Source organism: Streptomyces sp. BJ20 (assembly GCF_022869105.1).
GTDB classification, from domain to species: Bacteria; Actinomycetota; Actinomycetes; order Streptomycetales; family Streptomycetaceae; genus Streptomyces; species Streptomyces griseoincarnatus.
In genome coordinates this window covers 4208073-4219448 of the sequence record NZ_CP094918.1, presented here as the reverse complement: position 1 = coordinate 4219448, position 11376 = coordinate 4208073, and the positions used below count along the sequence as shown (strand labels likewise).

14 protein-coding genes are annotated in these 11376 nt (G+C 72.1%); 3 read left to right on the top strand and 11 right to left on the bottom strand.

All coding sequences use genetic code 11. The annotated features are described in order from the left end of the window. Positions 1–54: 54 nt before the first annotated feature. A complete protein-coding gene (locus tag MTR79_RS18840) occupies positions 55–483 on the bottom strand; it encodes an SRPBCC domain-containing protein (RefSeq protein WP_244791421.1) in 429 nt (142 codons plus the stop codon). A 191-nt stretch (positions 484–674) separates the two neighbouring features. Here MTR79_RS18840 and MTR79_RS18835 point away from each other — a divergent pair, with 191 nt between their 5' ends. Further along, positions 675–869 (top strand): DUF2795 domain-containing protein, encoded by a 195-nt coding sequence (locus MTR79_RS18835; protein ID WP_019525682.1) that lies wholly within the window; start codon positions 675–677, stop codon positions 867–869. Positions 870–935: 66 nt separating this feature from the next. Then, positions 936–1349: an SRPBCC family protein gene (locus MTR79_RS18830; protein WP_189365746.1), complete on the top strand. Its 414-nt coding sequence runs from the start codon at positions 936–938 to the stop codon at positions 1347–1349. Here the strand turns inward: MTR79_RS18830 and MTR79_RS18825 are convergent. Both MTR79_RS18825 and MTR79_RS18820 read right to left on the bottom strand, forming a co-directional pair. After that, complete coding sequence (locus tag MTR79_RS18825; RefSeq protein WP_244791419.1) at positions 1323–2183, bottom strand: pentapeptide repeat-containing protein; 861 nt, start codon at positions 2181–2183, stop codon at positions 1323–1325. The two genes, MTR79_RS18830 and MTR79_RS18825, sit on opposite strands and share 27 nt — an antisense overlap. Before the next feature lie 186 nt (positions 2184–2369). After that, positions 2370–2963 (bottom strand): CGNR zinc finger domain-containing protein, encoded by a 594-nt coding sequence (locus MTR79_RS18820; protein ID WP_244791417.1) that lies wholly within the window; start codon positions 2961–2963, stop codon positions 2370–2372. A 111-nt stretch (positions 2964–3074) separates the two neighbouring features. Between MTR79_RS18820 and MTR79_RS18815 the strand changes: the two genes are divergently transcribed. Beyond that, on the top strand, positions 3075–3767 hold the full coding sequence (locus MTR79_RS18815; RefSeq protein WP_244791415.1) for an SDR family oxidoreductase: 693 nt from the start codon (positions 3075–3077) through the stop codon (positions 3765–3767). Between the two features lie 20 nt (positions 3768–3787). Here the strand turns inward: MTR79_RS18815 and MTR79_RS18810 are convergent, their stop codons facing one another. From MTR79_RS18810 to MTR79_RS18775, 8 genes are all read right to left on the bottom strand, one after another. Further along, positions 3788–4714, bottom strand: coding sequence for a GNAT family N-acetyltransferase (locus tag MTR79_RS18810; RefSeq protein ID WP_244791412.1), 927 nt, complete (start codon positions 4712–4714; stop codon positions 3788–3790). Positions 4715–4823: 109 nt separating this feature from the next. Further along, a complete protein-coding gene (locus MTR79_RS18805; RefSeq protein ID WP_048458350.1) occupies positions 4824–5615 on the bottom strand; it encodes an enoyl-CoA hydratase/isomerase family protein in 792 nt (263 codons plus the stop codon). Next, positions 5612–6880 carry a cytochrome P450 gene (locus MTR79_RS18800; RefSeq protein ID WP_189365740.1) on the bottom strand — a complete coding sequence of 423 codons (1269 nt, stop codon included), beginning with the start codon at positions 6878–6880 and terminating at the stop codon, positions 5612–5614. The genes MTR79_RS18805 and MTR79_RS18800 overlap by 4 nt, the downstream gene beginning before the upstream one ends. Positions 6881–7016: 136 nt before the next feature. Then, entirely contained in the window at positions 7017–8366 is a 1350-nt protein-coding gene (locus MTR79_RS18795) for a cytochrome P450 (protein WP_225252770.1), read from the bottom strand. Between the two features lie 127 nt (positions 8367–8493). Further along, on the bottom strand, positions 8494–9096 hold the full coding sequence (locus MTR79_RS18790) for an ATP/GTP-binding protein (RefSeq protein ID WP_033274477.1): 603 nt from the start codon (positions 9094–9096) through the stop codon (positions 8494–8496). Next, positions 9071–9445: a DUF742 domain-containing protein gene (locus tag MTR79_RS18785; protein WP_048458354.1), complete on the bottom strand. Its 375-nt coding sequence runs from the start codon at positions 9443–9445 to the stop codon at positions 9071–9073. The genes MTR79_RS18790 and MTR79_RS18785 overlap by 26 nt, the downstream gene beginning before the upstream one ends. Next, positions 9445–9843, bottom strand: a complete 399-nt coding sequence (locus MTR79_RS18780) for a roadblock/LC7 domain-containing protein (protein ID WP_019525692.1) — start codon at positions 9841–9843, stop codon at positions 9445–9447. Before MTR79_RS18780 ends, MTR79_RS18785 begins: the two co-directional genes overlap by 1 nt. Continuing rightward, positions 9840–11051: an ATP-binding protein gene (locus MTR79_RS18775; protein ID WP_175446198.1), complete on the bottom strand. Its 1212-nt coding sequence runs from the start codon at positions 11049–11051 to the stop codon at positions 9840–9842. Before MTR79_RS18775 ends, MTR79_RS18780 begins: the two co-directional genes overlap by 4 nt. Positions 11052–11376: the final 325 nt, after the last annotated feature.

Here is an 11376-nt window from a genome sequence, read left to right as displayed (position 1 = left end):
GAACCTGACCACCCCAGCGTCGCACCGGTGGGCGTCCGCGACCACGCGAGTCACTCAGCCCGTGGGACCCTCCGCGAGGAAGCGGGTCAGGCTGTCCAGCAGCATGGTGCTGCCCTGCTCGGCCATGTCCCGCTCCTCCGCCGTGTCGCAGGCCTGCCGCAGCTCGATCCGGGTCGCCGGCCCGTCCTCGTCCAGCTCGACCGCCATCACGGAGGGCTCGGCGCGCCCGGGCACGTCCATGGCGACGACCAGCAGCCGGTTCTCGTGGACGTCCAGGTAGGACCCGGTGAGGGGCACCTCGGTGCCGTCGGGCGTGACCATGGTGGCCTTCCAGGCACCTCCCGGCCGTACGTCCATCTCGACCGAGTCGGGAGCGGCGTACGCCCAGCGGGCGTACGCGTCGGGCGTGGTCCAGGCCCGGTAGACCGTGGCGGCGGGGGCGTCCAGGGTGCGGGTCAGGGTGTAGGAGTAGCCGTCGCTCATGGCGCGATCCTCGTCTTCCGTGTCGGGCCCGGTGCGGGCGTGTGTGAGGTGGACGGAAGCACACGGGAAAAGTCATCGGTGCGCCCGCACCGAGGGTTCGCGCGCGGAGCTGAATCGGTTCGCCGGGAGCCGGGTACCCGGCCGGTCCCCGCGCGGATCCGCCGCGCCTTACGCATCACGGGAGGCCCGCCATGGCCGACCTCAGCCCCATCGACCTGCAGAAGGCACTCAAGGGCGCCGACTACCCCGCGGCCAAGGACGACCTCGTCTCGGTGGCGAGGAGCAACGGCGCCGACGACGGCCTCGTGAAGAAGCTGTCGGAGACCGGGACCAAGCGGTTCGACGGTCCCAACGAGGTGCAGAAGGCCGTCTTCGGCAACGAATGACCCGCGCGCCGGGGCCGCCCCCGTCGGCGGCCCCGGCGTCCGTCACCGACCGAGGACGGTGCACCGATGACCGAGTACGAGCGCTCCCACACCATGCCGGCCCCGCCCGAGCGGGTCTTCGACCGGGCGGCCGACGTCGGCCGGATGGGTGACTGGCTCCCCGCGGAGCTGCATGTGCGCGCCGAGGAGCTGCCCGCCGTCACCGTGCACGAGGACCGCACCGACGAGGACACCTCCGCCCTGTTGCGGGCCCGGCGGGACCAGATGCGCATCGAATGGGGCACACGGGAGCAGGGCGGCTACGCCGGATGGCTCCAGGTCGCCGGCATCGACAGCGGGGCGAGCGAGGTGACCGTGCACCTCTCCTTCTTCGACGCAGGCCACGACCCCGGCGAGGAGCAGGTCACCGGCGCCCTCGACGACAGCCTGCGGCGGCTGGAGCGGCAGGTCCGGCTACGCGCCGACGACGCCGCCGGCTGAACCCTCACGCGCCCAGTGGGCGGGGCGTTCCAGCGACGGCGGCAGCGTCGTCGCGGTGTCGCCGCGTGCCGCGTTCAGCTGCGCCTGGGTGAGGAACAGGGCGCCGGTGAGGTCGGCGCCCGACAGGTCCGCGTCGCGCAGATCGGCGCCGATCAGGTCCGCGTCGCGCAGGTCCGCCCCCCTCAGGTCGGCGCCGACCAGCAGCGCGCCGCGCAGACTCGCCCCGCGCAGATTCGTCCCGGACAGCCGCGCGCCCATCAGGTCGGCGCCGCGGTGATCCTTCCTGCGGCCCGGCACCCGGGCCCGCGTCAGCTCACTGGCCCGCAGCAGCAGCGGGTTGACCTCCCCGCGCAGCGCGTTCACGTCGAGCCTGACGACCGAATCGGCGTCGCCCCGGGTCAGCTCCTCGATCCGCGCCAGCGCCCTGCACAGCTCGCGGTGCAGGGGACGGGCCGCCGGGAGCTCCAGCGCCTCGGCGGCGTACGCGAGCAGTTCGTGCAGCTGCCGCATGACAGGGAACACCGCGAACATCGCCGACGCCGATTCCGGGGAGCGCCGCCAGTCGGTGCCGCCGAAGGTGACCTGCGAGACCTTCTGCCCGGCGCCGAAGCAGTCGAAGACGGTGCAGCCGCGGTAGCCCTCGTCGCGCAGCCGGGCGTGGATGCCGCAGCCGAAGTCGTCCCGCAGATGGCCGCAGGCCCGCCCGGCGGGCTTGTCCCGGGCGAAGTCGGCGGAGCGGGCGAACGGCAGCGCGACGCAGCACAGGCCGAAGCAGGCCGAGCAGTCGGCGCGCAGATACTCACGACGCACGACGGCGGGCTCGCGGGCCGTCACGGCAGGGGGCTCGTGGTCCGGGCGGGGTTTCGTCCGCCCCCGCCGCAGAGGCCGTCCGCCGCCGTGCGCGGACGAGCGGCTTCCGTGCTGTGGCGACACCGTGAACGCTCCTGGGCCGGCGACGGGCACCCCGGTGCCCTGTGAACGCCGCTCATTCTGGCAGACCGGGTGACCGTCCCCGCCCGGTCACTCCCCGGCCGGCGCCTCGGCCGCACGCTGCTTCCGCCGGGCCCGGGACGCACGCAGGTTCGCGGCGTTCCCGCACCGGCGGACGTCGTGCCAGACGCCGCTGTTGTTGCGCGAGCGGTCGTAGAACGCGGACCGGCAGGCCGGCTCCCGGCACAGCTTGAGCCGCTGCCAGGTGCCGTCCGCCTGCGCGAGCAGCACCTGCGCCCACACGGCGCCCTCGAGCCACTCGCCGGGGCTTCCGGCCGGCACCAGGGCCACCCGCCCCTCCTCGTCCAGGCCCGGCCGCAGGGAGACGTCGGTGGGCGCCCGGACGGGCTCCGCCTCCCCGGTCACCAGGGCGGCGAGCCGCTCCCGTAGCGCCCTCACCCGCTCCAGGTCCCCGGCCCGCGGCTCCCCGGAGGGGCCCGGCCAGCCCTGCTCCTCGGCCCACGCGTGGGTCACGTCTCGCAGCCACCGGACGCCGGTCCCGCCGCCGGCGAGCACGTCCTCGCCGTACGGCGGGATGGCGCGGGTGTTGAGGATCTCCTGCACCAGAGCGAGGCCGCCAGGGGCGGGGCGGATGCGGTAGCGCTCGGTCGAGGTCCAAGACATAGGTCAATCGTACTTGACTCTGTCGCGAGCCCGACGCACTCTGGTGACATAAGCAAAAAGCTTTTACTTGCGTCGCCGCGTTCCGGCGCACACAGACGAGGAGCAGGGAACATGACCGAGATCAAGGGAACCCGGGTGCTGGTGACCGGCGGGCAGCGTGGGCTGGGCAAGGCCTTCGCCGCCGCGCTGCTGGAGGCCGGCGCCGAGACGGTGTACGTCACCGCCCGCCGCCCCGAGCCGGCAACGGACCCCCGTCTGGTGCCGCTGGCCCTGGAGGTGAGCGACGACGCGTCCGTGGCCCGGCTGGCGGAGCAGGTGCCGGACGTGGACATCGTGGTCAACAACGCGGGCGCGACCATCCCCAACGGCCTGCTGGGCAACGACGTCGCCGAGGTCGCGCACCTCTTCGACGTCAACGTTCTCGGCGCGCTGCGCGTCACGCAGGCCTTCGCCCCGGTGCTGGCCCGCAGGGGCGGGGGAGCGGTGGTGAACGTGCACTCGGTGCTGTCGTGGGCCTCCGGCACGGGTGCGTACGGCGTGAGCAAGGCCGCCCTGTGGTCGCTCACCAACTCGCTGCGCCACGAACTCGCGAGCCAGGGCACCCAGGTCGTCGGCGTCCACCTCGGCTACACCGACACCGACATGGTGCGCGCCCTGGACGTGCCGAAGAACGATCCGCGTGACGTCGCCGCCCAGGTGGTGGAGGCGCTCCTCAAGGGCGGGAGCGAGGTGCTCGCCGACGAGGTGACCCGGTACTTCAAGGCCGCGCTGTCCGGCCCCGTGGAGGGACTCGCGGTGGCCTGACCGTTCTCACCGGCCGGCGGTCACCGCACCACCGTCTCCCAGGTGTCCACCGCGTAGTGGAGGGTGAGTCCGTGCCGCTCGTAGAGGCGGGGCGCACCGGTGGCGTTGCTCGTGTCGACGCCGAGCCCCACCGTGTCCCGGCCGCGGGCGGCGAAGACGCCGAACGCGTGCCTCAGCAGGAAACCGGCGAGGCCCCGGCCGCGGGCCGCGGGCAGGACGCCGACGCTGCGGATCCACCCCATCGCCTCGCGGTCGTCGCGCGCGATCAGGAAACCGCAGTCGCCCAGGCCTGCGGCGCTGACGATCCACACCAGGTTCCAGTCGAGCTGCCGGGCGCCGAGATCGTGCAGCCACGTCTCGTAGGGGCGCGGCTGGAAGTCGAAGTGCCCGGCGAAGGACTCCTGGTACAGCGCGTGCACCCGCACCCGGTCCTCCTCGTCGGCACAGCCGCGCACGCGGACGCCGGCGGGAGGCTCCGGCAGCGGGTCCTGCGCGGGACCGAGGGGGCGGTGCAGCACATGGTAGCGGCGGACCACCCGCCAGCCCCGTTCCTTCAGCAGCCCGGTGTCGAGCGTGGGCGTCGCGTTGAGGTGCAGATGCACCACCGCCCGCGCGGCTCCGTTCGCACGGGCCTTCTCCAGCGCCCTGGTCTCCATGGCCGTCAGGATCCGGTCGGTCTCCGCCCGGTGGGAGGGCAGCACGTAGAGGTCCACGTCGATGCGCTCACCGCCCGACGGGTCCCACAACAGGCCGAAGGCCCGAAGCCGTTCGCCGTCCGGCACCAGCCAGGAGTCCCGCTCCAGGTCGGTGTCGGGGTGTTCCAGGTCGGCCAGCACGGTGTGCAGATCGGACTCGGGCCGGCCGATCTCCAGCTCGTCGACCCGGTTCATCAGGGCGGTGACGGCGACGGCGTCGGCCGGGGTCGCCGGCCGTATCGAGGTGGGCATGGGCACCAAGCGTCGGGCGGCGGCCCGCCCGGCGCAACGGCTTTTCCGCAGCCGGGTACGACTACGGCGGCACCCTCCGGAGCGGTGCCGCCGTCCGTGCGTCACCGGGTCAGCGGGCCGTGTCCGCCGCGCGCTGTCCGGTGAGGACCGCCGTCAGCAGTTCCGGGTCGAACTGCGAGACGTCGGCGAGCCGGGTCGGGGCGGCGAGGGCGTTGAGCATCGCCTTCGTGACCCGCACCGCCGACGCCGGACGCCGCAGCACGGGCTTCGCCCACGCCATGACCGCGTCGTCGAGCCCGTCCGCCGGCACCACCTTGTGCAGCACCGACAGGCCCAGGGCCTCCTGGGCGTCGAAGACCCGCGCGGTGAGGATCAGCTCCCGCACCCTCGCCACCCCGACCTCGCTGATCAGCCGGGGGAGCAGCCCGCCCCACGCGGGCGGCACCCCCAGGGCCAGCTCGGGCAGCCGGAACGTGGCCGTGTCCACACCCACCCTGAGGTCACAGGCGAGCAGCAGACCCACGCCCGCGCCGACCGCCCTGCCCTGGACCCGGGCGACGGTGACGGCGGGGTTGGCGGTGAGGGCCTCGCACACCCGCAGCGCCTTCTTCCCGGAGACACGGATGCCGTCACCGGTGGGATCGGCGTCCAGGTGCCGCGGGAACTCGCGCCGGTCGCCGCCCAGGCAGAAGGCGTCCCCCGCCGCCGACAGCACCAGGACCCGCACACCGGGGTCCTGGTGGTCCAGGACGGTGAGGAGGTCGTCCAGCATGGCGTCGCCGACCGCGTTCCCCTCCTCGGGAAGGTGCAGCTCGACCGTGAGCAGGGGCCCCTGCCGGTAGGTGCGGACGGTCTTGAGGACCTGTTCGGCGGGGAGTTCGGCGAGGGGCGATGCGGTCATACGGTCACCTTCAGGGACGTGATGCGGCGGAAGACGAGACGGGAGTTGTCGTAGGAGGGCGGGCCGGCCGGGCGGAGCGTGGGGAAGCGTTCCAGGATGCGTGCGATCGCCTCCCGCGCCTCGAACCGGGCGAGGGGGGCGCCGAGGCAGTAGTGCGGGCCGCTGCCGAACGTGATGTGGCCGCCGTCGCGCAGGATGTCGAAGACATGCGGGTCCGGGTTGCGCCGCGGGTCGTGGGCCGCCGCCCCGTACAGGATGTGCACGGTGGTGTCCTTGGCGAGCGGCGTGCCGGCCAGGACCGTGTCGTCGGCCGCCACATGGGAGTTGAGCCACACCGGGGGGTCGTAGCGCAGCGTCTCCTCGATCAGGTCGTCGATGTGCTCGGGGTGCTCCCGCAGCCACTCCGCGCGGGCGGGCTCCTCCGTCGCGTGGCGCACCGCGTTGGTCAGCAGCACCGCGCTGGTCTCCAGCGAGGCGATGGTGATGAACATGGTCAGGTGGTAGATCACCCGCGCGGCGGCCTCCGGGTCGTCCGCGTACCGGGCGTCCCAGTGGTGGATCCAGCCCGTGAGGACATCGTTGCCAGGGCGCGCCCGCCGCTCCCGGATCAGCTCGCCGAAGAAGGCCCGCATCTCCAGCGTGGCCTGCCCCGCCTGCGCCAACTGCTCCTTGCTGGGGAAGAGTTCCTGCGCGTACGCCTGCCGGTGGGCGAAGTCCAGGACGTGCGCGTGATGCTCCTCGGGGATGCCCAGCCACTCGCCGACCGTGCGGACGGGGAGCAGTTCGGCGACCGTCCGAACGAAGTCCGCCTCGCCGTCCGCACGCAGACGGTCCTCCAGGTCGTCCAGCAGTCCGGTGACGATCCGCGCGATCGCCGGACGCAGGCCCTCCAGGGTGGATCGGTCGAAGGGGTTGCCGAGCGCGCGGCGCTGGCAGGTGTGCGACGGCGCGTTGATACGGGACAGGGTGCCGGTGAGCTCCTGGGTGGCGAGCTCCTGCCAGCGCCGCGGGTCGGGCTGCCGCTCCTGCCAGGCGAAGTCCGGCACCAGCCAGTTCCTGGACCGCAGGACCTGGCTGCACGCCTCGAACGAGGTGACGAAGTAGGCGCCCCAGGGGGCGCGCACCACGTCCCCCATGGAGCGCAGCCCTTCCCAGACGGGCAGGGGGTCGGCCTGCCCCTCCGGCGAACGAAGGTGACGGAGAAGGGAAACGACGGCTCGGCGGTCACTGACGGTGGGGCCGCTTATGTCGCCAACGGCGGTCACGTGGTGCTCCTTCGGCTGGACGCTACCGTTACCGCCGGAACCTACCCTTCCGACCATGGATGTCATGTGTCGTTGAGTGTTGCACCTGTCACATGCCGTGCCCTTGCCAACTGCCGTTCCTTCCCCCGTGGTTGTGTCAGACACGGAAGACGTCCAGGAAGCTGCTCCAGAACCCCTTCCTGCGGGTCGGGGTCTGACGGGCCGGCTGGGACGACGGGACGGACACCGGCCGCTCCGCCTCGGGCATCGCGGCGACCCGCTCGCGCATGGCGGTGGCCGTGCGGGTGGCCGGCGTGGGGCTGAACGTCACGGGCAGGGACACCAGCGCGCGGTGGAAGGGACCGGGCCGCCACTCCAGTTCCTTCTCCGGCACGGCGAGCTTCAGATCGGGCAGCGCGTTGAGCAGCCGCTCGATCGCGGTGGTCGCGATGACCTGCGCCGGGTCCTTCGCCGGGCAGGCGTGCGGGCCCGCGCCCCAGGCCAGATGGGCGCCCTTGCTGTGAGCGCGACGGGCCTCCGCCAGCGCCGGGTCGGCGTTGGCGCCCGCGAAGGAGATGACCACCGGGGTGTTCGCCTCGGCCACATGGCCGCCCAGGTCCACGTCCCGCACCGGGTAGTGCGTGGCGTAGTTGGCGATCGGCGTCTGGTTCCACAGCACGTGGTCCATCGCCTCCTCGATGAGCATGCCGCTCTCCCGGACACCCGCCCCGGACAGCAGCAGCATCAGCGAACTGCCAATGAGGTTGCGCTCCGGCTCGATGCCGGCGCCCATCAACAGCACCAGCTGGTCCTTGAGTTCCTCGTCGGTCAGTCCGGCGGGGTGCTGGATCAGCCACGAGGTGACGTCGTCGTCGGGCCTGCGGCGCTTGAGGGCGATCAACTCCATGAGGGACGCGGTCAGTTCCTCGTTGGCGCGCACCGCGTCCTTGCCGTCGAAGATCGCCGACAGGGCCGCGGTGACGGTGTCGCCGATCTCCGCCGGGCAGCCGAACAGCTTGTTGAACAGCAGCAGCGGCAGCAGCTTGGCGTAGTCGCCCAGCAGGTCGGCCCGGCCCAGTTCGCTGAACCGGTCGATCAGGTAGTCGGCGATCGGCTCCACGTCACGCCGGATCCGCGTGGTGTTGAGCCGCGCCAGACTGTCCACCACGGCCTTGCGCAGCCGCAGGTGCACCGCGCCGTCGGTGAACAGACAGCTCGGCCGGTACGCCATCATCGGCAGCACCGGGCTGTCCAGGGCGACACGGCCCTCGTTGAGGTCCTTCCAGCGGCGGGCGTCACGGGCGAACAGCTCCGTGTTCTGCAGCACCCGCAGCGCCATCTCGTGCCCGACGACGAGGGTGGCGTCCACACCGGGGGCGAGCTCCACCGGACCGGCCGGGGCGTGCTCCCTCAGCCGGTCGTAGATCTGGTGCGGGTCGGTGGCGAAACCGGCGTCGTGCATGGGGCATCTGCCCGCACCCGACGCGGACGGGGAATGAGCTTCCATGAAGTCTTCCTTAGTGAAACAACCGTGGACCGGGGACCGTGCATGGATGACCGGGGTCCGGTGACCGGGAGCCGGGGGCGGGAGGGCCGAGGCCCTCCCGCCCCCGGACCGGGCGGACCCGAGGGGGTCAGGAGGTGCGGTCGAGCAGGTGCCGCACCAGCGCGATCAGCGCCTTCGCGGACGACTGCTGGTCCCGGGCGTCGCAGTGGACGACCGGGGTGTCCGGCAGCAGGTCGAGCGCCTCACGCACCTCCGCCTCCTCGTACACGGGGGCGGAGTCGAAGCAGTTGACGGCGATGGCGTACTCCAGGCCGTAGCCCTCGATGAGGTCGATGACCGGGAAGGTCTCCTCCAGCCGCGCCGGGTCGACCAGCAGCAGCGCCCCCAGCGCCCCGCGCGCCATGTCCTCCCACAGCTGCATGAACCGCTGCTGTCCCGGCGTGCCGAACAGGTACAGCACCAGGTCGTCGCTGAGGGTGAGACGGCCGAAGTCCAGGGCGACCGTGGTGGTGGTCTTGCCGGTGACGCCCCTGAGGTCGTCGACGTGCGCCGACGCCTGGGTCATCTTCTCCTCGGTGCGCAGCGGCGTGATCTCCGAGAGCGAGCCGATGAAGGTCGTCTTGCCCACGGCGAAGTGCCCGACGACGAGGATCTTTGCGGCGTTGGTCACCGCGCTGGAGACGTAGATGGACTTCTGGGCCGTCTCAGCCGATGAGGGATTGGAGTCCATTCAGAACCTTCTCGAGGGTCGCTCTGTCAACGTTCTGGGCCCGGGGCGGCTCGGCCCGGCGGAGCAGATGCCCCTGTTCCGATAAATCGGTGAGCAGCAGCCGGGCCACCCCGACCGGAAGGCCGAGGTGGCCGGCCACCTCGGCGACCGACAGGTAGCCACCCGAGCACAGCTCCCAGATCGCCCTCACCTCGGGGCCGGCCCCGAGCGGCAGCGTCCGGTCGGGGGCCAGCGTGACGAGGGTGTGCAGCGCCAGTTCGTCCGAGGACGGCAGGCTCCGGCCGCCGGTGATGACGTAGGAGCGGACGAAGTCACTGGTGACGGGTGATTCCTCGGCGGGACCCGTCATCAGCCGACACCGTTGTCGGAGCGGGGAGCCACGCTCATGGCCTTGTTCAGCGCGGTCACCGTCTTCTGCATGCGGAACGACATGGCCTCCATGTCGACGTCCACCGCCGCCGAGACCGCGAGGTAGGAGCCCTGCCCGGCCGCGATCAGGAAGATCCAGCCGCCGTCGTACTCCAGCAGCGTCTGCTTCCAGATGCCGTGCCCGGCGCCGACGAAACCGGCGACCGCCCGGCTCAGCGACTGCATGGAGCTCATCGCGGCCGCGTTGGTCTCCGCGTCGTCACGCGAGATGTCGTCCGAACGCTGGAGCAGCAGGCCGTCGCCCGAGACGAGGATGGCGTGGCGGGCGCCGCGTACCTCGAGCACGTCGTTCAGCACCCACGACAGGTCGGTCTTCACTGGTGGTCAGGTCCTTCCGTGGTGTTCGTGGTCCGTCCGAGCTGGGTGCCGCGTGCGAACGCCCCCAGGCGCGACGCGGTGACCTCGCCGGACGACTCGGAGGTCTCCTCTTCGAGGGCGGCCGTGTCCGGCGGGGACGGCACCACCGCGATGGGGCCCTGACGGCGCCGCCGCTTGGGCAGCCCGCCGGACGTCGTGCCCACCACGCGCGACGGGCCCACGGGCACCGGCGCCAGACGCTGCGGAGCGTCCTCCCGGCCCTCCTCGGCGGGCTCCTGCTCCGGCTCGGCGGGCGCGATCACGTCGGCCGACAGGAGGCTCTCCGGCACCCGGATCACCGCGCGCACACCGCCGTACGGGGAGACCGAGCCGACGGAGACGTGGAAGCCGTAGCGGTTCGCGAGCATGCCGCACACCGCGAAGCCGAACCGGGGAGGGTCTCCGAGGCCGGTGATGTCGACCGGGCCGTCCGCGGACAGCAGGGCCGCCGCACGGTCCTTGGTCTCCTGGTCCATGCCGAGGCCGGCGTCGTCCACGATGAAGACCACACCCGTGGGCACCGCCTGGATGTTGACCTCCACCGGGGTACCCGGCGCACTGTAGGTCGTGGCGTTGTCCAGCAGCTCCGCCAGCACCACGGCCACCGGCTCGACCGCCTTGCCGGCCACGGCCACGCTGGCCTGGGCATGGATGGCGACCCGGTTGAAGTCCTTGATGCGGCCCTGGGCGCTACGGGCGACGTCGTAGACGGTCGCCGCCCCGTCGCGGCGGCCCAGCCAGCCGCCGCACAGCACCGAGATGCCCTTGGCCCGCCGGCCGAACTGGCTGCCGGTGTGGTCGACCGACATCAGGTCGGCCAGCACCTCGCTGTCGTTGCCGTACTTCTTCAGCAGTTGGTCCAGGAGCAGCTGCTGCTCCTCGGCGAGCGACTGGAGCGTGCCCATGGCCGACTTGAGCACGGCCTTGGTCGCCGACTCGGCGTCCGCCCGCACGTCGGCCAGCTCACCCCGGTGCCGGGTGCCCAGCGTGTCGATGTGGGCTTCCAGTTGCCCGATCCGTCCCTGGGCCTGGCCCAGGCCCGCCTCCAAATCCTTCCTCGTTCTTCGGAGCGCCAGATTGGTTCTCCGGGCCCGCAGCACTGCGAGGACCGCAGCGGCGAGCACCACCAGCAGGATCCACAACAGCGGATCCTTGATCAATGACGTCATGAGACTCTCTTCAAGTCGCATCGCGTCGGGAGCACGAGAATGCCGGCGCACACGGACATCCGGTCCGGGCCGTCGAGCAGCGCGGACCCACGGCGGGACAAAACCTCAACTCCTCAGCGACGGGGCCTTAGAGACTGTCCCCCGTACGCGTTCATGACGCGTCGCCAGCCTGCTGAAAGTTCGTTGATCGTATCAGTCCCCCGGTGGCAACACACCGGATGCCGGTGGCACTTGACATCCCTTACGAGACGTTCACACGGGCGCTGACGGGTGCCCCGCCCGCGAACCTCACGTCACCGCACCCGCGTCGCCCCGCAGGTGAGGC

What these genes read in the sequence shown, in the direction of transcription:
- MTR79_RS18830 (WP_189365746.1), top strand. Translation starts at nt 936, where the DNA reads ATGACCGAGTACGAGCGCTCCCACACCATGCCGGCCCCGCCCGAGCGG.
- MTR79_RS18810 (WP_244791412.1), bottom strand. Translation starts at nt 4,714, where the DNA reads ATGCCCACCTCGATACGGCCGGCGACCCCGGCCGACGCCGTCGCCGTC.
- MTR79_RS18775 (WP_175446198.1), bottom strand. Translation starts at nt 11,051, where the DNA reads ATGACGTCATTGATCAAGGATCCGCTGTTGTGGATCCTGCTGGTGGTG.
- MTR79_RS18790 (WP_033274477.1), bottom strand. Translation starts at nt 9,096, where the DNA reads ATGGACTCCAATCCCTCATCGGCTGAGACGGCCCAGAAGTCCATCTAC.
- MTR79_RS18785 (WP_048458354.1), bottom strand. Translation starts at nt 9,445, where the DNA reads ATGACGGGTCCCGCCGAGGAATCACCCGTCACCAGTGACTTCGTCCGC.
- MTR79_RS18840 (WP_244791421.1), bottom strand. Translation starts at nt 483, where the DNA reads ATGAGCGACGGCTACTCCTACACCCTGACCCGCACCCTGGACGCCCCC.
- MTR79_RS18795 (WP_225252770.1), bottom strand. Translation starts at nt 8,366, where the DNA reads ATGGAAGCTCATTCCCCGTCCGCGTCGGGTGCGGGCAGATGCCCCATG.
- MTR79_RS18835 (WP_019525682.1), top strand. Translation starts at nt 675, where the DNA reads ATGGCCGACCTCAGCCCCATCGACCTGCAGAAGGCACTCAAGGGCGCC.
- MTR79_RS18805 (WP_048458350.1), bottom strand. Translation starts at nt 5,615, where the DNA reads ATGACCGCATCGCCCCTCGCCGAACTCCCCGCCGAACAGGTCCTCAAG.
- MTR79_RS18820 (WP_244791417.1), bottom strand. Translation starts at nt 2,963, where the DNA reads ATGTCTTGGACCTCGACCGAGCGCTACCGCATCCGCCCCGCCCCTGGC.
- MTR79_RS18815 (WP_244791415.1), top strand. Translation starts at nt 3,075, where the DNA reads ATGACCGAGATCAAGGGAACCCGGGTGCTGGTGACCGGCGGGCAGCGT.